Source organism: Pseudomonas sp. SJZ131, from assembly GCF_007828705.1.
Lineage (GTDB): Bacteria > Pseudomonadota > Gammaproteobacteria > Pseudomonadales > Pseudomonadaceae > Aquipseudomonas > Aquipseudomonas prosekii.
This window is the reverse complement of the sequence record NZ_VIVC01000001.1, coordinates 407,364-430,175: the sequence shown is the minus strand read 5'-3', so window position 1 is coordinate 430,175 and position 22,812 is coordinate 407,364. Positions and strand designations below refer to the sequence as shown.

Annotated in this window: 27 protein-coding genes and 1 pseudogene; 16 read left to right on the top strand and 12 right to left on the bottom strand. The window is 59.1% G+C overall.

Annotation, left to right across the window (positions count from 1 at the left end; translation table 11 throughout):
* Positions 1 to 40 precede the first annotated feature (40 nt).
* Positions 41 to 682 (bottom strand): lytic polysaccharide monooxygenase auxiliary activity family 9 protein, encoded by a 642-nt coding sequence (locus FBY12_RS01725; RefSeq protein WP_145250484.1) that lies wholly within the window; start codon positions 680 to 682, stop codon positions 41 to 43.
* A 222-nt stretch (positions 683 to 904) separates the two neighbouring features.
* Entirely contained in the window at positions 905 to 1,342 is a 438-nt protein-coding gene (locus FBY12_RS01720; protein WP_092269981.1) for a hemerythrin domain-containing protein, read from the bottom strand.
* Positions 1,343 to 1,500: 158 nt separating this feature from the next.
* On the opposite strand from FBY12_RS01720, the gene FBY12_RS01715 reads away from it, so the two are divergent.
* A complete protein-coding gene (locus FBY12_RS01715) occupies positions 1,501 to 1,932 on the top strand; it encodes a GNAT family N-acetyltransferase (RefSeq protein WP_145250481.1) in 432 nt (143 codons plus the stop codon).
* A gap of 118 nt (positions 1,933 to 2,050) precedes the next feature.
* Here the strand turns inward: FBY12_RS01715 and FBY12_RS01710 are convergent, their stop codons facing one another.
* Entirely contained in the window at positions 2,051 to 2,401 is a 351-nt protein-coding gene (locus FBY12_RS01710) for a hypothetical protein (RefSeq protein WP_121733646.1), read from the bottom strand.
* Between the two features lie 177 nt (positions 2,402 to 2,578).
* Between FBY12_RS01710 and FBY12_RS01700 the strand changes: the two genes are divergently transcribed.
* The 9 genes from FBY12_RS01700 to FBY12_RS01660 all read left to right on the top strand — a co-directional run bounded on the left by FBY12_RS01700 (position 2,579) and on the right by FBY12_RS01660 (position 7,589).
* The gene (locus FBY12_RS01700) at positions 2,579 to 2,824 is read left to right on the top strand and encodes a hypothetical protein (RefSeq protein ID WP_092269990.1); all 246 of its coding nucleotides are present in this window, start codon (positions 2,579 to 2,581) and stop codon (positions 2,822 to 2,824) included.
* A gap of 21 nt (positions 2,825 to 2,845) precedes the next feature.
* On the top strand, positions 2,846 to 3,175 hold the full coding sequence (locus FBY12_RS01695) for a DUF6388 family protein (protein WP_145250478.1): 330 nt from the start codon (positions 2,846 to 2,848) through the stop codon (positions 3,173 to 3,175).
* 35 nt (positions 3,176 to 3,210) lie between these two features.
* On the top strand, positions 3,211 to 3,915 hold the full coding sequence (locus tag FBY12_RS01690; RefSeq protein WP_145250475.1) for a YoaK family protein: 705 nt from the start codon (positions 3,211 to 3,213) through the stop codon (positions 3,913 to 3,915).
* 202 nt (positions 3,916 to 4,117) lie between these two features.
* Positions 4,118 to 4,510, top strand: a complete 393-nt coding sequence (gene tusD, locus FBY12_RS01685) for a sulfurtransferase complex subunit TusD (protein WP_145250472.1) — start codon at positions 4,118 to 4,120, stop codon at positions 4,508 to 4,510.
* A 1-nt stretch (position 4,511) separates the two neighbouring features.
* Positions 4,512 to 4,874 carry a sulfurtransferase complex subunit TusC gene (tusC, locus tag FBY12_RS01680; RefSeq protein ID WP_145250468.1) on the top strand — a complete coding sequence of 121 codons (363 nt, stop codon included), beginning with the start codon at positions 4,512 to 4,514 and terminating at the stop codon, positions 4,872 to 4,874.
* Positions 4,874 to 5,167 (top strand): sulfurtransferase complex subunit TusB, encoded by a 294-nt coding sequence (tusB, locus tag FBY12_RS01675; protein WP_109501851.1) that lies wholly within the window; start codon positions 4,874 to 4,876, stop codon positions 5,165 to 5,167. The genes tusC and tusB overlap by 1 nt, the downstream gene beginning before the upstream one ends.
* A complete protein-coding gene (locus tag FBY12_RS01670; RefSeq protein WP_145250465.1) occupies positions 5,164 to 5,499 on the top strand; it encodes a TusE/DsrC/DsvC family sulfur relay protein in 336 nt (111 codons plus the stop codon). The genes tusB and FBY12_RS01670 overlap by 4 nt, the downstream gene beginning before the upstream one ends.
* Entirely contained in the window at positions 5,496 to 6,497 is a 1,002-nt protein-coding gene (locus FBY12_RS01665) for a glycosyl transferase family protein (protein ID WP_145250461.1), read from the top strand. The genes FBY12_RS01670 and FBY12_RS01665 overlap by 4 nt, the downstream gene beginning before the upstream one ends.
* Before the next feature lie 90 nt (positions 6,498 to 6,587).
* On the top strand, positions 6,588 to 7,589 hold the full coding sequence (locus tag FBY12_RS01660; RefSeq protein ID WP_145250458.1) for a glutathione S-transferase family protein: 1,002 nt from the start codon (positions 6,588 to 6,590) through the stop codon (positions 7,587 to 7,589).
* Positions 7,590 to 7,732: 143 nt separating this feature from the next.
* On the opposite strand, the gene cysG is transcribed toward FBY12_RS01660, so the two are convergent.
* The 6 genes from cysG to FBY12_RS01630 all read right to left on the bottom strand — a co-directional run bounded on the left by cysG (position 7,733) and on the right by FBY12_RS01630 (position 15,361).
* Positions 7,733 to 9,127: a siroheme synthase CysG gene (gene cysG, locus FBY12_RS01655; protein WP_121733655.1), complete on the bottom strand. Its 1,395-nt coding sequence runs from the start codon at positions 9,125 to 9,127 to the stop codon at positions 7,733 to 7,735.
* Positions 9,128 to 10,408, bottom strand: a complete 1,281-nt coding sequence (gene serS, locus FBY12_RS01650; RefSeq protein WP_145250455.1) for a serine--tRNA ligase — start codon at positions 10,406 to 10,408, stop codon at positions 9,128 to 9,130.
* Between the two features lie 16 nt (positions 10,409 to 10,424).
* A complete protein-coding gene (gene crcB, locus FBY12_RS01645; protein ID WP_092270023.1) occupies positions 10,425 to 10,799 on the bottom strand; it encodes a fluoride efflux transporter CrcB in 375 nt (124 codons plus the stop codon).
* A complete protein-coding gene (locus FBY12_RS01640) occupies positions 10,800 to 12,122 on the bottom strand; it encodes a replication-associated recombination protein A (RefSeq protein ID WP_109501853.1) in 1,323 nt (440 codons plus the stop codon). It lies immediately after the preceding gene.
* Positions 12,123 to 12,261: 139 nt separating this feature from the next.
* Positions 12,262 to 12,885 (bottom strand): outer membrane lipoprotein chaperone LolA, encoded by a 624-nt coding sequence (gene lolA, locus FBY12_RS01635; RefSeq protein WP_121733658.1) that lies wholly within the window; start codon positions 12,883 to 12,885, stop codon positions 12,262 to 12,264.
* Positions 12,886 to 12,955: 70 nt separating this feature from the next.
* The gene (locus FBY12_RS01630; RefSeq protein ID WP_145250452.1) at positions 12,956 to 15,361 is read right to left on the bottom strand and encodes a DNA translocase FtsK; all 2,406 of its coding nucleotides are present in this window, start codon (positions 15,359 to 15,361) and stop codon (positions 12,956 to 12,958) included.
* A gap of 348 nt (positions 15,362 to 15,709) precedes the next feature.
* Here FBY12_RS01630 and FBY12_RS27740 point away from each other — a divergent pair.
* The 4 genes and pseudogenes from FBY12_RS27740 to infA all read left to right on the top strand — a co-directional run.
* Positions 15,710 to 15,814, top strand: a pseudogene (locus FBY12_RS27740) (thioredoxin-disulfide reductase); the annotation flags it as partial.
* A 68-nt stretch (positions 15,815 to 15,882) separates the two neighbouring features.
* Positions 15,883 to 16,563: a leucyl/phenylalanyl-tRNA--protein transferase gene (gene aat / locus FBY12_RS01620; protein ID WP_145250445.1), complete on the top strand. Its 681-nt coding sequence runs from the start codon at positions 15,883 to 15,885 to the stop codon at positions 16,561 to 16,563.
* A 58-nt stretch (positions 16,564 to 16,621) separates the two neighbouring features.
* Positions 16,622 to 17,329, top strand: coding sequence for an arginyltransferase (locus FBY12_RS01615; protein ID WP_145250442.1), 708 nt, complete (start codon positions 16,622 to 16,624; stop codon positions 17,327 to 17,329).
* A 111-nt stretch (positions 17,330 to 17,440) separates the two neighbouring features.
* Positions 17,441 to 17,659 carry a translation initiation factor IF-1 gene (infA, locus tag FBY12_RS01610; RefSeq protein ID WP_002553999.1) on the top strand — a complete coding sequence of 73 codons (219 nt, stop codon included), beginning with the start codon at positions 17,441 to 17,443 and terminating at the stop codon, positions 17,657 to 17,659.
* A 286-nt stretch (positions 17,660 to 17,945) separates the two neighbouring features.
* Here infA and clpA read toward each other — a convergent pair whose 3' ends face one another.
* Both clpA and clpS read right to left on the bottom strand, forming a co-directional pair.
* Positions 17,946 to 20,216, bottom strand: coding sequence for an ATP-dependent Clp protease ATP-binding subunit ClpA (gene clpA / locus FBY12_RS01605; RefSeq protein ID WP_092270042.1), 2,271 nt, complete (start codon positions 20,214 to 20,216; stop codon positions 17,946 to 17,948).
* Between the two features lie 30 nt (positions 20,217 to 20,246).
* Positions 20,247 to 20,630, bottom strand: coding sequence for an ATP-dependent Clp protease adapter ClpS (gene clpS, locus FBY12_RS01600; protein ID WP_092270045.1), 384 nt, complete (start codon positions 20,628 to 20,630; stop codon positions 20,247 to 20,249).
* Positions 20,631 to 20,854: 224 nt separating this feature from the next.
* On the opposite strand from clpS, the gene cspD reads away from it, so the two are divergent.
* Positions 20,855 to 21,160 (top strand): cold shock domain-containing protein CspD, encoded by a 306-nt coding sequence (cspD, locus tag FBY12_RS01595; RefSeq protein ID WP_256663250.1) that lies wholly within the window; start codon positions 20,855 to 20,857, stop codon positions 21,158 to 21,160.
* A gap of 87 nt (positions 21,161 to 21,247) precedes the next feature.
* On the opposite strand, the gene icd is transcribed toward cspD, so the two are convergent.
* Positions 21,248 to 22,504 (bottom strand): NADP-dependent isocitrate dehydrogenase, encoded by a 1,257-nt coding sequence (icd, locus tag FBY12_RS01590; protein ID WP_145250439.1) that lies wholly within the window; start codon positions 22,502 to 22,504, stop codon positions 21,248 to 21,250.
* Between icd and FBY12_RS01585 the strand changes: the two genes are divergently transcribed.
* Complete coding sequence (locus tag FBY12_RS01585; RefSeq protein ID WP_121733661.1) at positions 22,503 to 22,730, top strand: hypothetical protein; 228 nt, start codon at positions 22,503 to 22,505, stop codon at positions 22,728 to 22,730. The genes icd and FBY12_RS01585 overlap by 2 nt on opposite strands.
* The last annotated feature ends 82 nt before the right edge of the window (positions 22,731 to 22,812 follow it).

Below are 22,812 nucleotides of genomic sequence, written 5' to 3'. Positions count from 1 at the left end.
AACGTGTGGAGGGTTTGCGATTGGTTTCGCGGCGTCGGATTTACTTGAAATCGACGTCGAACGCTTGATAGAAGGCGTTGCCGGTATTGGCGACGATCCACATCAGCACGATCACGTGAGGGCCTTTTTTGTTGCTCGGCAACTTCACCTCGTGATTGACCTTGGCCACCATCTCCGCAGAATGGCTGTAGTACGGGACCTGGGTGTAGAAGTCGTCGAAGAACGCTTTCGGTTCCAGTTGCGCCCGGCTGATGCGCTGTTGCGGGTCCCAGCCATCCTTGGTGATAAACCAGCTGTAACCACGGGTGACGTGCGGCGCGGTGTATTGCCAGGTGACTTTGAAGTTCTGGCCCGGGGTCACGTTGAGCAACGGCCAGGCGAACGGACGGCCAAGTTTTTTGCTCAGTTCTTCATTGGTGAAGTTGACGCAGTCACGCTGATCGACTTTGCCGCCACTGAGGATGTGGCCGTCGGCGGGCGGAGTGACGCTGTCGCTGTCGGTTTGATACGGCGCCGGGAACGGGCCGGCAGTCAGCGAAGGGAAGTTTTTGCCACCCTCCATTTCGTTGACTTGCCAGCCCTCCAACAGGCCCTGTTCCATGGCAACTGCGCCACGGCTGGACGGGGATGTCACACGACCGTGACGCAGTTCGGCTTGCGGTTGAATCTGTGCTTGGTTCATCTTTTTCACTCCATTGATTTGAGATCTCTCCTTCCTGAGGAGAGGTCTTCAAACTAACGGAGCTGGTTTTTTTGTCCACCAAGCCAATTTGCGCTTCGGTCGATGCCTGCACGAGCAAATCACCGCAAACACTGGATATACAACCAGTAGTTTGAGCCGGGTCGTACGTTTCGTATGGGCGAAGGATTACACCGCGAAGCATTGATTGGGAGGTTTGTTACCTCAGGACAACTGCGCCTGGTATTCCTTTTCATATTGGCTGGCGAGGGTTTCTTTCTGCTTGTCGTCGAGCAGTTTGCCGGCCATCTGGAAAAACTTCTGTTCCTCTTCCTTCAAGTGGTGATGGACCTTTTCCGAGAGCTTCTTGGCAGTTGCCAGCCACGCCGGGCTGGACATCTCGGTCTCGTCGAGGGTTTCCATCATCTCGTCCATTTCATGGTGTTCGGAAATGGCATGACGGCTCAGGTCGACGCCGTTATCGAAGGCCATCAACGGGATGTAGAAATGCCGTTCTTCGGCGGTTTCGTGGGCCTGCAGTTCGGCTTTCAGCTGTTTGTAGGCTTCGGCGCGCTCCGGGGTGTCGCCGCTGGTCTTGATCAGTGCATCGGCATAACCGCGCTGGCGGTCGTGGCTCTCGCGCAAAGCTTCGAAAATGTTCATGGCACTCCTCATGGCCGCGTTCTGAATTGACGCTCTTTGTTAAATGACGCTCTAGTGCCTAGACATCTGCGCATAACTGGCGGTTCCACTGGCGTGAGGGATGGAACATTCAGCAGAGCCCGGATAGTCTTTCGGCTCACCGCCATAAGGACATTGCCATGACATTGCGTATCGAGCAGTCGCAACACCCCACGGATACGGAGCGCGAGGCCATCCTCGCCCCTTTGCGCGCCTACAACACCGCGCAGGCCGGGCCGGGGAACCCGCAACCGATTGCCCTGTTGGTGCGTGATGAACACCAGCAGATCCTCGGCGGTTTGTATGGCCGGGTGTTTTATCAGTGGCTGTTTATCGAGTTGCTGTCCGTGCCGGAGCAGGCGCGCGGCCAGGGCTTGGGCTCGAAGCTGCTGCAGATGGCCGAGGAGTTAGCGCTGGACAAGGAGTGCGTGGGGATCTGGCTGGACACGTTCGACTTTCAGGCGCCGGACTTTTACCGAAAGCATGGCTACAGCGAGATCGGCCAGATTGCCGATTACCCGCCGGGGCACAAGCGCCACTTCTTTCAGAAACGCTTGATTAACGCTCTCTGAAACACCGCCGCCCCTGTAGGAGCGAGGCTTGCCCGCGAAAGCTATCTTTCAGCCAACATCAACGCTGAACGTTAAATCGCCTTCGCGGGCAAGCCTCGCTCCTACGGGTATTGCATGCTTACAAACACGTAGCCAATGCCGCCAACCGGCGCTTCGCCACGAAGTCATCGCGCTGCGCGTAGTAGCTCAATTCTGTGCCGGTCACACCGGTGGTCAGGTCGACAAACGATTCTGCGGAGCGCGTGTACACCGTCGAACCGCTTTTCTTGCCCGGTTGCAGATAAGCCCCGGCATCGACGCCGAACACCGCCTCATCCTGCCAGGCGAATTGCACGCACTGGGCGACGACTTTTTCCGGTTTGTCCGAGGTCAGGGTTTGGGTTGGGGCTTTGGTGCGGGAGTCGTCCATCACCGAACCGGCGCAGCCGGCCAGCATGCTTGCGGCCAGCGCCACCATCAGAATTCGCATTGTGTTCGCTCATCGGGAAAAAGCGGACTGTATCACCGTGGCGCGGCGTATCGTTCTGCTTTACTGCATTTATAGCGAGACACCGCGTGACGATTCGCGCACCCTGTCGCGCATTAAACAGCGCATCAGGCTTTGGCCCGGCGCTTTATTTTGGAGACGCTATATTTTGGAGACGCTATGACCCCCAACGCCGAATTTTACAAACCGACCGCCGAATACGCGGACAAACTGATCAGCCAGATCGGCCAGACGCCGTCCTGGATCGCCAAGCGAATCGGCGTTACCGACAAGCGCATTCGCTACATTCTCGACGGCGAAAGAACCGTGAAGGGCGAAACCACGCCAATCCAGATGACCTATCCGGAGCAGTTCGCGCTCGAATGCCTGGCCGCAGCGGCCAAAGCCAAGAAGCAGTCTGCGTAACCTGACCGGCAAGGAGCGACCATGGCAGCCACCGAAGAGCAACACGAACAGGCACTGAACAAATTTCTCGATGAGCGCCCCGAATTGCGCCACGAACTCGACAACCTTAATCCGTTGTTGGCGCAGGCCAAGGGTGAAACGGCGGCGCAGTACCGCGACGAACGTTTGCACGAAGCCTTTGAGGCCGAAGCCGAGCGCCAAGGCTTGTTTGCCTGGGAACTGACGTTGCAACTGACCGCCCCCACGCTTGAGGACTATCAAAAGCAGCGCATGGAAGTGCACAAGGAAGTGGCGCAAATGGCCGGCATGGACTGGCTGGAATATTGCGACTTGTATGGCCTGACCCCGTGATCAAAACGCTCGCTGCCTGAGGACGACCGACGCCAATGCTGCCATCCGCCTCCACCCACCGCGCCAGCCCCGGCCATCTGCACCGGCAAAAATGGCGCGGGCGCATCGGCATGTCGCTGGTGGCGGCGCTCTCGGTGCTCGCCGGTATGACCGACGCCATCGGTTTCATGGCCAGCGGCGATTTCGTCTCTTTCATGAGCGGCAACACCACACGCCTCGCCGTGGCGATCAGCGAGGGCGACCTCGGTCTGACCACGCGCCTGCTGATTCTGGTGGTCACGTTTATCTTCGGCAATGCCCTGGGCATCGTTGTCAGTCGCCTCGGCGGGCGACGGGCATTGCCACTGCTGTTGTGCATCGCCACGTTGCTGTGCGGCGCGGCGGCGTGGCCAACCGATCAGCAATTGCCGGCGCTGCTGGCGGCGATTATCGCCATGGGCATGCTCAATGCGGCGGTGGAAGAAGTGAATGGGCTGCCGGTGGGCCTGACGTATGTCACCGGCGCGCTGTCGCGTTTTGGTCGCGGATTGGGCCGCTGGATGCTCGGCGAGCGGCGGAATGGCTGGCGGGTGCAGTTGATTCCCTGGACCGGCATGTTTGCCGGCGCGGTGATTGGCGCGCTGCTGGAACAGCAAATGGGCCTGAAAGCCTTGTTTTTCAGCGGGCTGCTGGCCGGGGTGATCGGGCTGGTGACGCTGAAGATTCCACGGCGTTGGCAGTTGGGGTATATGCCGCGCTGACCGGGTTGGCTGGCAGTCCATCATCGCGAGCAGGCTCACTCCCCCATGGGATGTTGTCCAGCAGACTATTTGCGCCCAGATCAGATCCCCGTAGGAGTGAGGCTGCTCGCGAAAGCCGCGCCTCGGTCTCTGACTAATCCCCCTTCGCCGCATCCGCGATAAAGCTTTATCATTGCCCGCAGTTTTGCTGATCGAGTCCGCCATGAAGTTCGCCATCGCGCTGTTTTCCGCCGCCCATGCGCCCTCCTCGCGCCGAGCCCTGCTGTTCGCCAAGGCTGCGCTGGCCGGCGGGCATGAAATTGTCCGGCTGTTTTTCTATCAGGATGGCGTCTACAACGCCGCCGCCAGCGTGGTCACGCCGCAGGACGAACAAGACCTGCCCAAGCAATGGCGCGCCTTCGTCACCGAACATCAACTCGACGGCGTGGTGTGCATCGCCGCCGCCCTGCGCCGTGGCGTTCTGAACGCCGAAGAAGCCAAGCGCTATCAGCGCGAAGCTGTGGTTGTCGGCGCGCCGTGGGAATTGTCCGGCCTCGGCCAGTTGCATGACGCGGTGCAAGATGCCGACCGCTTGATCTGTTTCGGAGGCGCGTGACATGCCCAAATCCTTGTTAGTCATCAGCCGTCAGGCGCCGTGGTCCGGCCCGAATGCCCGCGAAGCGCTGGACATCGTGCTGGCCGGCGGCGCGTTCGACCTGCCGATCGGCCTGCTGTTTCTGGATGACGGGGTGTTTCAGCTCGCCGCGCAACAGGACGCCAAGGCCCTGCAACAAAAAGACCTCAGCGCCAACCTGCAAGCCTTGCCGATGTTTGGCGTCGAAGAGCTGTTCGCCTGCGCCGCCAGCGCCAGCGAACGCGGTCTGGACCCGAACGCCTTGGCGTTGCAGGAAGCTCAAGCGCTGAGCGCCGAACAAATCACCGCCCTTATCGACCGTTACGACCAGGTGATCACCCTCTGATGTCGACTTTGCATGTGTTGTCTCATTCCCCGTTTGGCGACGATCGCCTCAACAGTTGCCTGCGCGTGATCGGCGCCAATGATGCCTTGCTGCTGTGCGGCGACGCGGCGTACGCGTTGCAACCTGGCACCGCGCCGTTCCAGACGCTGAGCAGCCGTGGCGTGAAGCTTCTGGTACTCGCCGAAGACGCTCAGGCCCGCGCACTGCCGGTGCCGGATTGGGCGCAAGCGATCGACTATCCGGCCTTCGTCGAACTGTCGATTGCCTACGACAAGGTCAACAGTTGGTTATGAAATCCCTGACCGTCGGCGCGCGCGCCATCGAACTCGACAAGGACGGTTTCCTCGTGGAACTGAGCGACTGGTCGGCCGACGTCGCCAGCGCTCTGGCCGCCGCCGAAGAGATCGAGTTGAGCCCGGAACACTGGGAAATCCTCGAATTGCTGCGCAGTTTCTACGCCGAATTCCAACTGTCGCCGGCCACCCGTCCGCTGATCAAATACACCGCGCTGAAGCTCGGCACGGAAAAAGGCAACAGCCTGCACCTCAATCGACTGTTCAAAGGCACCCCTGCCAAACTCGCCGCGAAACTGGCGGGCCTGCCCAAACCGACGAATTGCTTATGACCGATTACCCCGCATTGACCCTCGAAACGCCGGCCGAACATCCGTTCGCCCAATTTGTGCGAATCCTTGGCAAAGGCAAACGCGGCGCCCGCGACCTGACGCGCGAAGAAGCCCGGCAAGCCATGGGTTTCGTGCTCGATGATCAGGTCGAAGACACCCAGCTCGGCGCTTTCCTGATGCTGTTGCGGCACAAGGAAGAAAGCGCCGAGGAGATGGCCGGTTTCACTGAAGCCCTGCGCGAACGCCTGCAAGCGCCGGCGCTGCATGTCGATCTGGATTGGCCGACCTACGCCGGCAAGAAGCGCCACTTGCCGTGGTATCTGCTCGCGGCCAAGTGCCTGGCGCAGAACGGCGTGCGGATTTTCATGCACGGCGGCGGCGCGCACACGGCAGGTCGGCTGTACAGCGAGCAACTACTGGACACGTTGAACATCCCGCTATGTCGCAATTGGCAACAGGTTGGCGACGCTCTCGATAATGGCGGCTTGGCGTTCATGCCGTTAGTCGATTGGGCGCCGCAATTGCAGCGCATGATCGACCTGCGCAACACCTTGGGCCTGCGTTCGCCGATTCATTCGCTGGCGCGGATTCTCAATCCGCTGGGCGCTCGCTGCGGTCTGCAAAGCATCTTCCATCCGGGCTATCAGGCCGTGCATCGCGATGCCAGCGGCCTGCTGGGCGACACGGCAATTGTGGTCAAGGGCGATGGCGGCGAAATCGAGATCAACCCGGACGCCGCCAGCCATTTGTACGGCACTACCGGCGGTGTCAGTTGGGATGAGGAATGGCCGCAGTTGTCGGCGCAGCGCCACGTCAAACCGGCATCGCTCGATCCCGAGCATTTGAAAGCCGTGTGGCGCGGCGACGTGATCGACAGCTACCCGCAAATGGCCCTGATCGCGACCATGGCCCTGGCCCTGCGCGGCCTCAGCCAGACGCGCGAGCAAGCGTTCGCTACTGCCGAGCAGTACTGGGCGGCGCGGGACAGATCGATTTAATCGATCATATCCGCCCAAGCTTTGCGCTTTTTGTTCGAACTCATCGGCATAGACTCCTCTCCAACGCTTATATGTCGAGGAGTCTTGATCATGGGTTTATTAGTTGAAGGCCAGTGGCACGACCAGTGGTACGAAAGCAGCAAGGACGGCGCATTCCAGCGCGAACAGGCGCAGCGGCGCAATTGGCTGACCGCTGACGGCCAACCGGGCCCGACCGGAGTCGGCGGTTTCGCGGCCGAGGCCGGGCGCTATCACCTCTATGTTTCCCTCGCCTGCCCGTGGGCGCACCGCACGTTGATCCTGCGCAAACTCAAAAGCCTTGAAGGCTTGATCAATGTGTCGGTGGTCAGTTGGTTGATGCTGGAAAACGGCTGGACCTTCGACCAGAACCTCGGCTCGACCGGCGACAAACTCGATCACTTCGACTTCATGCACCAGCGCTACACCGCCGACACCGCCGATTACACCGGTCGCGTGACGGTGCCGGTGCTGTGGGACAAGCAGCAAAAACGCATCGTCAACAATGAATCGGCGGAAATCATCCGCATGTTCAACAGTGCCTTCGATGATTTGACTGGCAATGACTTGGACTTTTACCCGGCGCCGCTGCGCGCTGAGATCGACGCGTTGAACGAGCAGATTTATCCGGCGGTGAACAACGGCGTGTACCGCGCCGGGTTCGCCACTTCGCAGAACGCTTATGAAGAAGCGTTTGATGAGGTGTTTGCCGAGCTGGACCGTCTGGAGTTATTGCTGGGCGAGAACCGCTATCTGGTCGGCGAATACCTGACTGAAGCGGACATTCGCTTGTTCACCACGCTGATTCGTTTTGACGCGGTGTATCACGGGCACTTCAAGTGCAACCTGCGGCGGATTGCCGATTATCCGAATTTGTCGAACTGGTTGCGCGAGTTGTACCAGTGGCCGGGAATCGCTGAAACCGTGGATTTCCAGCACATCAAAAATCACTACTACGGCAGCCACAAGACCATCAACCCGACGGGTGTTGTGCCGAAAGGGCCGGAGCAGGATTTCACCGCCAGCCATGATCGGGCGCGGTTGAGCGGGAAAGGGGTTTGGCGCAAGGCCTGAGGTTTTTGTTAGCGGGGATGACGCCTTCGCGGGCAAGCCTCGCTCCTACAGAATTACGCTGACCTGTGGGAGCGAGGCTTGCCCCACAGGATTACGCTGACCTGTGGGAGCGAGGCTTGCCCGCGAAAGGCGCGACTCGGTGCTCAGACTTGCGCTTGCGCGCCTTCGAACCACGCCAGTTTCTCGCGCAGTTGCACCACTTCCCCAACGATCACCAGCGTCGGCGCATGCACTTCGTGGTCCGCGACCATTTGTGGCAGATCGGCCAAGGTGCCGGTGAACACCCGTTGATTGACCGTGGTGCCCTGCTGAATCAACGCCGCCGGTGTATCCGCGCCGCGACCGTGCTTGATCAACTGCTCGCAGATGATCGGCAACCCGACCAATCCCATATAAAACACCAGGGTTTGCGCCGGTGACACCAAGTCGGCCCACGGCAAATCGGTCGAGCCATCCTTCAAATGCCCGGTGACAAAGCGCACTGACTGCGCGTAATCGCGATGCGTTAGCGGAATCCCCGCATACGCCGCGCAACCACTCGCTGCGGTGATACCCGGCACTACTTGAAACGGAATGCCGTGCGCTGCCAGTTCTTCGATTTCTTCGCCGCCACGGCCGAAGATGAACGGATCGCCGCCCTTCAAGCGCACCACACGTTTGCCAGCCTTGGCCAGATCGACCAGTTGCTGGTTGATCTGATCCTGCGGCACGGCGTGTTCGGCGCGACGCTTGCCGACGTAGACCCGTTCTGCATCGCGACGGCACAAATCGAGAATCGCCGGCGCCACCAAGCGGTCGTACAACACCACATCAGCTTGCTGCATCAGGCGCAAGGCACGGAACGTCAGCAGGTCCGGATCGCCCGGACCGGCGCCCACCAAATACACTTCACCGGTTTTCTTCGGCGGCTCGCCGGCAATTTTCGCCAGCAACAAGCGCTCGGCTTCGGCGCCCTGCCCGGCCAATTGCCGATCGGCAATCGGGCCTTGAAATACGTCTTCCCAAAACGCCCGGCGCTGCTGCACATCCGGCAGCAGACCCTTGACCTGGCGGCGGAAACGCGCGGCTAGCCCGGCAAGTTGCCCGTAAGTGGAGGGAATCCAGGTTTCGATTTTGGCGCGGATCAGCCGAGCCAGCACTGGCGCATCGCCGCCGCTGGAGATCGCAACGATCAGCGGCGAGCGGTCGACAATCGCCGGGAAAATCACGCTGCACAAGGCTGGCGCATCGACCACGTTGACCGGCACGCACCGCCGATGGGCATCGGCGGAGACTTGCGCGTTCAGCGGTTCGTCGTCGGTGGCGGCAATGATCAGCCCGCAACCGTCGAGATCGCTTTCAACGTAGCCGCGCAACAGGCACTCGCCGCCGCTGCCGGTGACCAGTTCGCGCAATTGCGGCTCGATTTCAGGCGCGATCACCCGCAGCAGCGCACCGGCTTCGGCCAGCAGGCGGGATTTGCGCAAGGCAATTTCCCCGCCGCCGACGACCAACACACGACTGCCGCGCAGGTTATGAAACAGCGGCAGATAGTCCATTTAGCCGATGACCTCGAGGCCACCCATGTACGGTTTCAGCACCTCAGGCACGCGTATCGAACCGTCGGCCTGCTGGTAGTTTTCCAGTACTGCAACCAAGGTGCGACCGACCGCCAGGCCGGAACCGTTGAGGGTGTGCACCAGCTCAGGCTTGCCGGTTTCCGGGTTACGGAAACGCGCTTGCATGCGCCGGGCCTGGAAGTCGCCGCAGTTGGAGCACGAGGAAATTTCGCGGTACTTGTCCTGGCTCGGAATCCACACTTCGAGGTCGTAAGTCTTGACCGCGCTGAAGCCCATGTCGCCGGTGCACAGCGCCAGGGTGCGATACGGCAGCTCGAGCAATTGCAGGACTTTTTCGGCGTTGGCGGTCAGGCCTTCCAGAGCTTCCATCGACGTCGACGGCTCGACGATCTGGACCATTTCAACCTTGTCGAACTGGTGCTGACGAATCATCCCGCGAGTGTCACGGCCCGACGCACCGGCTTCACTGCGGAAGCACGGCGTGTGCGCGACGAATTTGATCGGCAGCAGTTTCGAGTCGAGGATCTCCCCGGAAACGATGTTGGTCAGCGACACTTCGGCGGTCGGGATCAGGTACAGATCGGCCTCGCCTTCGCGGGTGATCTTGAACAGGTCTTCTTCGAACTTCGGCAATTGGCTGGTGCCGACCAGCGCCGGTGCCTGGACCAGATAAGGCGTGTACGCCTCTTCATAGCCATGTTCGGTGGTGTGCAGGTTGATCATGAATTGCGCGAGGGCGCGGTGCAGGCGTGCGATCGGGCCACGCAACAGGGCGAAACGGGCGCCGGACAGCTTGGCGGCGGTTTCGAAGTCGAGCCAGCCGAATTTCTCGCCGAGCGCGACGTGGTCCTGAACCGGGAAATCGAATGCGGTCGGCGTGCCCCAGCGGCGCACTTCGACGTTGCCGTCTTCATCGGCGCCGACCGGCACGGATTCGTGTGGCAGGTTCGGAATGCCGTAAAGGATCGAGTCGAGGTCGGTCTGGATCTGTTCCAGTTCAACTTTGCCGGCACTCAATTCGTTCGCCATGCGCTCGACGTCAGCCATCAACGGTGCGATGTCTTCGCCGCGCTGCTTGGCCTGACCGATGGTTTTGGAGCGCGCATTACGTTCAGCCTGCAATGCTTCGGTGCGGGTCTGGACGGTCTTGCGCTGTTCTTCCAGCGCTTCGATGCGCGCAACATCCAGTACAAAACCACGGGATGCCAGGCGGTCCGCTACGTCCTGAAGGTTGCTACGTAACAGTTTGGAATCGAGCATGTCGGTCTCTCGTTTATCAAAGTTTGGTCAAGGACAGGCCAGCCCAGGTAGCGAGCAGCCCGCCGAACACGCTGATGGCCAGATAACCGAAGGCTATCGGTGCCTGCCCGCTTTCCAGCAGGCGCAGCGTATCCAGTGAAAAGGATGAAAAGGTCGTCAGACCGCCGACAAAACCGACGATCAGCCCGGCGCGAATTTCGATCGGGACTTCCGGGCGCGTCAGAAACAAACCGTACAGCACACCGATAATCAGACAGCCGACCAGATTGACGGCCAGCGTCGCCAGGTAAAAATGCTTTGGCCAGTTTGCGCTGACCCAAGTGCTGGCGGCGAAACGCAGTAATGTACCAGCGATACCGGCCACCGACACCGCAAGAATCGTTCGAATCACTTATTTTCTCCGCTGGCGAGGGCTCAGACGATCCAGTTGGGCGAGGTGATTGAGTTTCTCGCCGATCTTCAGCTCCAGGCCTCGCGGCACCGGTTGATAGAACGGTTGTGGCTCGAGTTCTTCCGGGAAGTAGTCTTCGCCCGCCGCGTATGCATCCGGCTCGTCGTGGGCGTAACGGTATTCGTCGCCGTAACCGAGTTGTTTCATCAGTTTGGTCGGGGCGTTGCGCAGGTGCAGCGGCACTTCCAGCGAACCGTGTTCGGTGGCGCTGCGCATCGCCGCTTTGAAACCCATGTACACCGCGTTGCTTTTCGGCGCGCACGCAAGATAGGTAATGGCTTGAGCCACGGCCAATTCGCCTTCGGGGCTGCCGAGGCGCTCCTGCACTTCCCACGCCGCAAGGCACAGGCTCAGCGCGCGCGGGTCGGCGTTGCCGATGTCTTCGCTGGCCATGCGCACCACGCGCCGCGCCAGATAAAGAGGATCGCAACCGCCGTCGATCATGCGCGCGAACCAGTACAGCGCGCCGTCGGGATTGGAGCCGCGCACCGATTTGTGCAGCGCGGAAATCTGGTCGTAGAACGCTTCGCCGCCCTTGTCGAAACGCCGACGGGTGTCGCCAAGCAGACTCTGCAGCAGATCGATGCCGATTTCGCTGTTGTCTTCGGCGAGGTCCGAGGCGTTTTCCAGCAGGTTGAGCAGGCGCCGGCCATCGCCATCGGCGGCGGTCAGCAACATCTGGAAGCCTTCATCGCTGAGGGTCAGTTGCCGCTTGCCGAGGCCGCGCTCTTCAGTCAGTGCGCGGTGCACCAATTTGCGCAGTGCCGCCTCGTCGAGGCTTTTCAGCACGTAGACGCGCGCGCGCGAGAGCAAAGCGTTGTTGAGTTCGAAGGACGGGTTTTCGGTGGTTGCGCCGATGAAAATCAGCGTGCCGTCTTCAACGTAAGGCAGGAAGGCATCCTGCTGCGACTTGTTGAAGCGGTGCACTTCGTCGACGAACAGAATGGTGCGTTTGCCGTACTGCCCGGCCTGCTGCTTGGCGATTTCCACCGCCTGGCGGATTTCTTTGACGCCGGCCAATACCGCCGAAACCGTTTCGAAGTGCGCATCGGAGACTTCTGCGAGCAACCGCGCCAAGGTGGTTTTGCCCACGCCCGGCGGTCCCCAGAAGATCATCGAATGCAGGGCACCCTGCTCCAGCGCTTCACGCAAAGGCTTGCCGCGAGCGAGCAGATGTTCCTGACCGACGTACTCATCCAGATTGGTAGCACGCAAACGAGCGGCCAAGGGTTGAGCTATCGGGGCACTGCGAAACAGGTCCATCAAAACGTTTTGAAACCTCTTTGGTTCTCGAGCCACTGCAGGAGCGGAGCTTGCTCGCGAAAGCGGTGGGCGAGGCAACCTGATGGTGACTGACACGCCCTCTTCGCGAGCAAGCTCTGCTACTACAGGGAGTTGAGTATCACTCCTGAATCACGTCCGCGCCTTTCGGGATGTCGAATTTGAACTTGGAGGCCGGGATCGGTTCGTTGGCTTTTACGCCGGTGAACAGGATGTTGGTGCGCTGACCGACGCTGTCGATCAGTTGCATGTCGTTGACCAGACCATTGCGGAACGACAGACGCAGGCTGTCGAACAAGGTGTCTTTGGTCTTCGGCTTCAGCGTGAAATCAATCACGCCGCCAGCTTCCTTGGCGCTGATGTCGAAGCTCTGATTGATCTTCGATACGTCACCGGACAGCAGCAACGCCGGGGTCTGGCTCAGGCGCAGGTCGAGGGTCTTGATAGTGACCTGTTCCAGGTCCGGGTCCCACAGGGTGACTTTCTTGCCGTCGGAGACCACGGTGGTTTCGGCCGGAGCATCAGTGTGCCAGTAAAACAGGCCCGGACGCTGCAACGACATTTCACCGGTGGTTTCCTGCAACTGCGTACCGCCGCCGTCCAGCGTCAGTTGCGAGAAGCGCGCGGTCAGGGTCTTGGAGGTTTCGAGCAATTGGGTCAGGCGCGCCACGTCCTTGTCATCGGCATGGGCCGAGAGTGTGGTCAACGCCAGAACTGGCAGCAACAGCATGCGGATAAGACGCATGGGAGTCCTCTTGAACATTCGTGGGGAGTGCGCCGGCGCGTCATTGCGCCAACGCAGTGTTTCAATCAAATCAGTCGCGTACCGGGCCTGGGGCCAGGACTTCACGCGAACCGTTAGTGTTCATGGACGTCACGACCCCGGCCATTTCCATGGCTTCGATCATGCGCGCGGCGCGGTTGTAGCCGATTTTCAATTTGCGCTGAACTGCCGAAATGGAAGCGCGGCGGCTTTCCAGCACGAACTGTACGGCTTCGTCGTAGAGCGCGTCGGATTCGCTGTCGTCATCGCCGCTGCTGCCACCCTCAAAACCACTGCCCGGCTCTTCGACGCCAGCGAGAATCTCGTCGTTGTATTCCGGGGCGCCGCGCAGTTTCCACGCTTCCACCACGCGGTGAACTTCGTCATCGGAAACGAACGCGCCGTGCACGCGAATCGGCAGGCTGGTGCCCGGCGGCATGTAGAGCATGTCACCGTGGCCAAGCAATTGTTCGGCGCCGCCCTGGTCGATGATGGTCCGCGAATCGATCTTGCTCGACACCTGGAACGCCATGCGCGTCGGGATGTTGGCCTTGATCAGACCGGTGATCACGTCAACCGACGGACGCTGGGTCGCGAGGATCAAGTGAATACCGGCCGCACGCGCCTTCTGCGCGATACGTGCGATCAGTTCTTCAACCTTTTTACCGACGATCATCATCATGTCGGCAAATTCGTCGACCACCACAACGATGGTCGGCAACTTGTGCAGCAATGGCGCTTCGTCGTGAATGCTTTCGCGTTTGTACAGCGGATCGGACAGCGGCGTGCCGGCATCCTCGGCGTCCTTGACCTTCTGGTTGAAGCCGGACAGGTTACGCACGCCCATTTTCGCCATCAGTTTGTAGCGACGCTCCATCTCGGCCACGCTCCAGCGCAGGGCGTTGGCCGCGTCCTTCATGTCGGTGACGACCGGGCAGAGCAAGTGCGGAATACCTTCGTAGATCGACAGCTCAAGCATTTTCGGGTCGATCATGATCAGCTTGGCGTCTTCGGGGCCAGACTTGAACAGGATCGACAGGATCATCGCGTTCACGCCCACCGACTTACCGGAACCGGTCGTACCGGCCACCAGCAAGTGCGGCATCTTCGCCAGGTCGGTGATCACAGGTTTGCCGCCGATGTCATGACCCAGCGCCAGGGTGACCGGCGATTTGAAGTTGTCGTACTCGGGCGACGACAACACTTCGGAAAAACGCACGATCTGCCGGTCTTCGTTGGGAATCTCGATACCAACGGTGGTCTTGCCCGGAATCACTTCAACCACCCGCACACTGGTCACGGCCAGCGAACGCGCCAAGTCTTTGGCCAGGTTGGAGATGCGGCTGACCTTGACCCCGGCAGCCGGTTGAATTTCGTAACGGGTAATGACCGGACCCGGGTGAATCGAATCCACGGTGACTTCGACGCCGAATTCCTTGAGCTTGATTTCCAGCAAGTGGCCAACCGCAGCCAGGGATTCGGGCGAGTAATTGAGTTGTTTCTTTTCTGCCGGGTCGAGAATCGAGATCGGCGGCAAGGTGCCTTCGACGGCGCTGTCGACGAACAGTGGCGCCTGTTTCTCTTTCTCGACACGCTTGCTCGGTGCGGCCGGTTTGACCGGGGCCGGGGCAATCACTGGCGGCACCTGCTTTTCGCGGTCCGACATGTGCTTGCTCAGCGCTTGCTCGCGCTCGATCAGGCGTTCCTTGACCTTGGCTTGTTCGCGTTTGTCGGTGATGGTCGGCGCGACTACGTCGTGCACTCGATCGTCGACTTCACGCAATTGCGCGACCAATTGCTTGCGCTCGGTGCGCGCGGCCCACCAGCGGTTGGCGGCGCCCTGGAACAGTTCGAAGAGGTCCAGGGTGATCTTGCCGGTGAGGTCCATGACCTTGAACCACGACAGGTCGGTGAACACCGTCAGGCCGAACAGAAACAGGGCAATGAACAGCAGCGTGCTGCCCTGAATGTTCAGGGCATTGCGCGCCAGATCGCCAAGGCTTTCGCCCAACGCCCCGCCCGCGCCGGCCGGCAAACCGGTGGCCGCGTGAAAATGAATGTGCGCCAAAGCCGCGCCCGACAGCACCAGAAACACCAGACCGATCAGGCGCCAGGAGAACAGCCAGCCGCTCCACTGCCACGGCTCGTGGCGTTGACGGAAGATCTGGTAGGTCTTGACCGCCAGCAATAACGGGAAGATGTAGGCGAAGTAGCCGAGGATCATGAACAGGATATCGGCGCTGTAGGAACCGGCCGGACCGCCGAAATTCTGCACGTCGTCGATCTTGCTGTTGTGGCTCCAGCCCGGATCGTCCTTGCCGTAGGTCAACAAGGCCATCATCAGGAACAGGCACAAGGCGCCGATGGCGATCAATGCACCTTCCTTGAGTCGGTAGTGCAATTGCTGGCGCCAGAGCGGCACGACGGCTGGTTTAGGTGCTGCGGTGGATTTCTTCAAAACGCTACTTTTCCTGCGCCTGTGGCGCGTCCATCTGTTGAATGACTATAAAAAACTGCCCAATCCAGGCAGGTAAAAAAGTTAACAGGCGTATCCGGGACTACTTTTAACACTGCGTCCCCGTGTTGCAAAACAGCGCACGTAGCAGTTTTTTGCTACACGCGCCGTTACAAGCGGGCATTGTACGGGTTTGTTCGCCCGTTGCCATGCTTCGCGCCCCGTGATGTAGCATAGCCACGGCGCAGGACGCACGGCTCAATTTGAGCACGCATTGTCTTTTGTGACAAAGGCTTATGAGGTGTTTTTATGAGCGAGGCTAAGCTTTCACTCGATGGCATTCCAGCATTCGGCCTTTGCGGCCCGACGCTGATGGAAAACATGCACAAACACGCGATGCGCTTTGTTCCAGAGATCGTCTACGACCACGCCCGCAGCGCCAAGTTGCAGCGGCGCACAACACGCGACTTCACGGCGAGCCGCCCAGCCCGCCACCACCCTCCCCTTCTGCAAGCCCAAACGCCATGCTGACTTGGTTACAACGCAATTCCCTGACTTTTCCGCCGCTGGAAAAAGCCATGCGCGAGCCCAACGGTTTGCTCGCGGCGGGCGGCGATTTGTCCGCCGACCGGCTGATCCAGGCGTATCGCCATGGCTGCTTTCCGTGGTTTTCCGAAGGCCAGCCGATTCTGTGGTGGTCGCCGGACCCGCGCACGGTGTTATTTCCCGACGAACTGCATGTTTCCCGCAGCCTGAATAAACTGCTTCGCCAGCAGCGCTATCAAGTGACGTTCGATCAGGACTTTGCTGCGGTCATTCGCGCCTGCGCTGCGCCTCGGGAATACGTCGACGGCACGTGGATCACCGACGCGATGCAGGAGGCTTATCTGCAATTGCACCGACGCGGTTTTGCTCACTCGGTTGAAGTCTGGGATCAGGGCGAGTTGGTCGGCGGTTTGTATGGCCTGGCGATGGGTCAGCTGTTTTTCGGCGAGTCGATGTTCAGCCGCGCCGACAACGCGTCCAAATTTGGCTTTGCCACACTGGTGCGACATCTGAAAGACTCAGGCTTCGTGCTGATCGACTGCCAAATGCCCACGGACCATTTACACAGTCTCGGCGCCCGCGCGATCCCGCGCCGCGAGTTTGCCGGCTATCTGGCGCAGCACCTGGATCAGCCCAATCGCGCGACCTGGGTTTGCTGAGGCGACTTTTGCGCGCGTGGCTTACACTTAATGCAAACGCTTATCCCGAGGGTTGATCATGACCGAGTTGGCGCGCCTGAAGTTCTATGCCACTCAGCCCCACTCTTGCAGTTATCTGCCCGAGGAGCAGGCCACGACGCTGTTTCTCGATCCTAGTCAGCCCATGGATGTGCATGTCTACGCAGACCTGTCGGAGATGGGTTTCCGGCGCAGTGGCGATCACCTCTACCGCCCGCACTGCCAGAATTGCAATGCGTGCGTGCCGGCGCGCATTCCAGTGGCGCAGTTCACACCCAATCGTCAGCAGAAACGCATTTTCAAGCGCAACGCCGACTTGCAGGTGCGCCCGGCGCGCCCCGGATTCAGCGAAGAATATTTCGATCTCTATCAACGCTACATCGAACAGCGCCACGCCGACGGCGACATGTACCCGCCAAGCCGCGATCAGTTTTCGACCTTCCTGGTGCGTGACCTGCCCTTTTCGCGCTTCTACGAATTTCGCCTCGACGGGCGATTGGTGGCCATTGCGGTGACCGACTTGCTGCCCAACGGTTTGTCGGCGGTCTACACCTTTTACGAGCCGACCGAAGACCATCGCAGCCTGGGTCGTTACGCGATCCTCTGGCAAATCGCCGAAGCCCAGCGCCTGGGACTGGAAGCGGTGTACCTCGGTTACTGGATCAAGAACTGCAAAAAGATGAACTACAAGACGCAATATCGGCCTATCGAACTGCTGATTAATCAGCGTTGGGTCGTCCTGAACTAGGACAATCCGTAAACCACTTGGCGTAAACCCCATTTTTCGGGCACAATGCACGCCGCTTTTGCCTGGCGCAGTTGCACCGGGCCATTCATTGGATACCGAGGGCTTTACTGCATGTCGAAAGAAGACAGCTTCGAAATGGAAGGCACTGTCGTCGACACCCTGCCCAACACCATGTTTCGTGTGGAGTTGGAAAATGGGCACGTCGTAACCGCGCATATTTCCGGCAAGATGCGCAAGAACTACATTCGTATTCTTACCGGTGACAAAGTGCGCGTCGAGCTGACGCCCTATGACTTGAGCAAAGGGCGCATTACTTACCGCGCTCGTTAATCAGGTCAATACAAGACGCCCGGTTATGCCGGGCGTTTTTGTGTCTGGGGTTTGGGGTTTTGCCTTGAGCGTTTATCCGTCTCTGCGGTGGTAGCGGCTGGCGCGAATGCGGTGGGTCAGTTGATGGCTGCGGTGACAGGTGTAACGCCATCGCGGGCAAGCCTCGCTCCTACAGGGGGATGGTGGTGGGTTTGGGCCCGCACCGACACGGCTACACACCCAAAACAAGCAGCCAACAAAAAAGGCGCCCGAAGGCGCCTTTCGCTTTACAACAGATCAACAACCGTCAGGCCATCTCAGCAGTCGTCTCAAACTCAAAGGTCAACTCACCATCCTTGAGATCGATATGCACCACCCCACCATGATCAGCCAACTCACCGAAGAGAATCTCCTCAGCCAACGGACGCTTGATCTTGTCCTGAATCAAACGCGCCATCGGACGAGCCCCCATCGCTGAGTCATAACCGCCCGCCGCCAACCAACTACGCGCGGCGTCCGTGACCTCAAGCTGCACACGTTTGTCTTCCAACTGCGCCTGAAGCTCGGTAAGGAACTTGTCCACCACGCTCTTGATAACCTCATGACTGAGGCGACCAAACTGAATAATGGTGTCCAGACGGTTGCGGAACTCTGGAGTGAAACTCTTCTTGATCACTTCCATCGCATCAGACGAGTGATCCTGATGCGTGAAACCGATCGAAGCACGCGCCGCAGTCTCGGCGCCGGCGTTAGTCGTCATGATCACGATCACATTGCGGAAATCCGCTTTGCGCCCGTTGTTATCAGTCAACGTACCGTGGTCCATGACCTGCAACAGCAAGTTGAAGACTTCCGGATGCGCCTTCTCGATTTCATCGAGCAGCAACACGCAGTGCGGTTGCTTGGTGATCGCTTCGGTCAGCAAACCGCCCTGATCAAACCCGACATAACCTGGAGGCGCACCAATCAGACGCGATACGGTGTGGCGTTCCATGTACTCGGACATGTCGAAGCGAACCAACTCGATGCCCAGCGCCTTGGCCAACTGTCGCGCCGCTTCGGTTTTACCGACACCGGTAGGCCCCGCGAACAGGAACGAACCGACTGGCTTGTCAGGCGACTTGAGGCCGGCACGCGATAGTTTGATCGCAGTCGACAACGAATCGATCGCCGCATCCTGACCAAACACGGTCAGTTTCAGGTCACGCTCGAGGTTACGCAGCAGTTCCCTGTCGGAGGTGTTGACGTGCTTAGGCGGAATCCGCGCGATTTTCGCCACGATGTCCTCAACCTCAGGCACATCAATGCGCTTCACACGTTTTTCGACTGGCTGCAGACGCTGGTAGGCGCCCGCCTCGTCAATCACGTCGATGGCTTTGTCCGGCATGTGCCGATCATTGATGTAGCGCGAAGCCAGCTCAGCCGCTGCGCGCAGGGCCTCATCGCTGTATTCGATGCCGTGGTGCGTTTCAAAACGACCTTTCAACCCGCGCAGGATGCTGATGGTGTCTTCCACCGACGGCTCCGACACATCGACTTTCTGGAAGCGACGTGCCAAGGCACGGTCCTTCTCGAAGATGCCACGGAATTCCTGGAACGTGGTCGAACCGATGCAGCGAATGTCGCCAGACGACAGCAGCGGTTTGAGCAGGTTCGAAGCGTCCATCACGCCACCGGAAGCGGCACCCGCACCGATGATGGTGTGGATCTCGTCGATGAACAGGATCGCTTGCGGACGTTTTTTCAGTTCATTGAGCAACGCCTTGAAGCGCTTCTCGAAATCACCACGGTATTTGGTCCCGGCCAGCAAAGCGCCCAAATCCAGCGAATAAACCACGGCGTTGGCCAGCAGATCCGGCACCTGGTTGTCGACAATGCGCTTGGCCAGGCCTTCGGCAATCGCGGTTTTACCCACGCCAGCCTCGCCAACCAACAGCGGATTGTTCTTGCGACGACGCGCGAGAATCTGCGCGACACGCTCGACTTCCATCTCCCGGCCTACCAGCGGATCGATTCGACCCTGGCGTGCGAGTTCGTTGAGGTTGCTGGCATAAGCATCCAGAGGATTGCCTGAAGAAGAAGACTCACCGCCCTCGTCGTCCTGCATATCTTGCTCACCTTCAGAGTGATCGCCGTGCCCCGGTACTTTGGAAATGCCATGGGCGATGTAGTTGACGACATCAATGCGCGCAACGCTCTGCTGTTTCAGCAGGAACACTGCCTGACTTTCTTGCTCACTGAAGATTGCGACCAGCACGTTGGCGCCAGTCACTTCGCGTTTGCCCGAGCTCTGTACGTGAAAGACAGCACGCTGCAGAACACGCTGGAAGCCCAGTGTGGGTTGGGTCTCGCGATCCTCGTCATGGACGGGAATCAGCGGCGTGGTGGAGTCGATGAACTCCTGCAGGTCATGCTTGAGTTTGTCGAGGTTTGCGCCGCAGGCCCGTAAAACGGTGGCGGCAGCCTCATTATCCAATAGGGCCAACAGGAGATGTTCGACGGTCATGAACTCATGACGCTTCGAACGAGCCTCCTTGAAGGCTAAATTGAGGGTGACTTCGAGCTCGCGGTTTAACATAGCTTCACCTCATACCCAAGTGGTCGGCGATTAACCGTCCTTCTCGATTTCACAGAGTAGCGGATGCTGGCTTTCCCTGGCGTACTGGTTGACCTGCATGGCCTTAGTCTCGGCGATGTCGCGGGTAAACACTCCACATACTGCCCGTCCTTCTGTGTGGACGGCCAGCATGACCTTGGTCGCCAGCTCGCGATTCAGGTTAAAAAACACCTCGAGCACTTCGACGACGAAATCCATCGGTGTGTAGTCATCATTGAACAAAACCACCTTGTACATCGGCGGCGCCTGTAAAGCAGGCTTGGCCTCCTGAACAGCAATGCCTGCGGAATCGTCGTCGTGTTCCTCCGGGTGTTCTTTCTGGAGAGTCGGGCGATCCTGATTGAATGTTAGTCGAATCTGGCTAATTGCATGCATGGAAAGAAAGGTTCGTCAGTTGTGCAAATACAGTGGTGGGGGCGGCTATCAACGATTTCAACTCCGACTGCCCGGTCACCTTGACTATCGGGGAAACGGTGTTACAACCAATAGAGCCCACAGTGGGTAAAAAAGGTCCGCGGAGTCAATCTTATTTATCAGATAGATTGCGGATGAACTGGATGATACTCCAGTGATGGAGTCTGTTGCAGAGGGATATGGGTATGTCAGGCGTCAAGGTCAGCGGCAAGGTCAAATGGTTCAACAATGCCAAGGGTTACGGTTTTATCATCGAGGACGGAAAGAACGAAGACCTCTTCGCTCATTTTTCCGCGATCACCATGGAAGGTTATAAAACCCTGAAGGCCGGACAGCCGGTGAACTTCGAGATCATTCAAGGCCCCAAAGGCCTGCATGCGGTGGCGATCTGCGCTCAATGCGAGAAGCACGAGGCTCACACCCACGGCGCCGCGACCACCGCCAGTGCGGATGAAACAAAATCTGGCGAACCTGCAAAAGTACTCGCCTGAACACGTCAAGACTTCAGACATCCAGTCATAAAAAACCGCCCGACTCAAGGATATGAGCCGGGCGGTTTTTTATTTGCTGCAAATCGCTTACATGTGCGAAATCAGCGCGTCACCGAATGCCGAAGAAGACAGCAATTGCGCGCCGTCCATCAAACGGTGGAAATCATAAGTCACAGTTTTGGCGGAAATCGCGCCGTTGGTGCCCTTGATGATCAGGTCAGCAGCTTCGATCCAGCCCATGTGCCGCAGCATCATTTCGGCGGAAAGGATCAGCGAACCCGGGTTGACCTGGTCCTTGCCGGCGTATTTAGGCGCGGTACCGTGGGTCGCTTCGAACATCGCGATGGTGTCGGACAGATTGGCACCTGGCGCGATACCGATACCGCCCACTTCGGCCGCGAGCGCGTCAGAGAGGTAGTCGCCGTTGAGGTTGAGGGTCGCGATCACATCGTATTCGGCCGGGCGCAGCAGGATCTGCTGGAGCATGGCGTCGGCGATGGCGTCCTTGACGATGACGTTCTTGCCGGTTTTCGGGTTTTTGAACTGCATCCACGGCCCGCCGTCGAGCAGCGTTGCGCCGAATTCTTCAGCCGCCACTTCGTAGGCCCATTCCTTGAAGGCACCTTCGGTGAACTTCATGATGTTGCCTTTGTGGACGATGGTCAGCGAGTCGCGGTCGTTGTCGACCACATACTGCAGAGCCTTGCGCGCCAGACGCTTGGTACCTTGCAGCGAAACCGGCTTGACGCCGATGCCGCAGTTTTCGTCGAAACGGATCTTGGTGACGCCCATTTCTTCTTTAAGGAATTTGATGACTTTGGTGGCTTCCGGAGAGCCGGCCTTCCACTCGATGCCGGCGTAAATGTCTTCCGAGTTCTCGCGGAAAATCGTCATGTCGACGTCGCCTGGTTTTTTCACCGGGCTCGGAACGCCTTCAAACCAGCGCACCGGGCGCAGGCAGACGTAGAGGTCGAGTTGCTGACGCAGGGCCACGTTCAACGAACGGATGCCGCCGCCGACCGGGGTGGTCAGAGGGCCCTTGATGGAAACCACGTAATCTTTGACCGCGTCCAGGGTTTCCTGAGGTAGCCAGGTGTCCTGATCGTAAACCTGAGTCGCTTTTTCCCCGGCGAAGACTTCCATCCAGGAAATTTTGCGCTCGCCGCCGTAAGCCTTCTTCACAGCAGCATCGACAACCTTGATCATGACCGGGCTGATATCAACGCCAATACCATCGCCTTCGATGAAGGGGATGATCGGGTTGTTAGGAACATTGAGAGAATGGTCTGCGTTGACGGTGATTTTGTCGCCGACTGCTGGAACCTGAATCTTCTTGTATCCCATGCTGAACTCCATTGTTTGGATTGAACATCTGGCTTCGTTCGAGCGTACCCCAGTTAAATCGGCGCGCAAACCCTATGTTCCACCCATCTGCGGCAAAGCTGCGCAGTTCATGTTCTACAAGCCTGAAAGCAAAGGGAAAAGCGCCAAACTCAAGCACGCCGCAAGACTCTACGCCCTGCTCTGCCCTGCGACCTTTAGACCAATGGACGAGATTCGTTGCGTATGAACCATCGGCAGATTGCCAGCTACCTATGTATAATGCCGCCGCTGACCGCAGGGTCACACAGGCCGAGCTGTCTATTACGTGA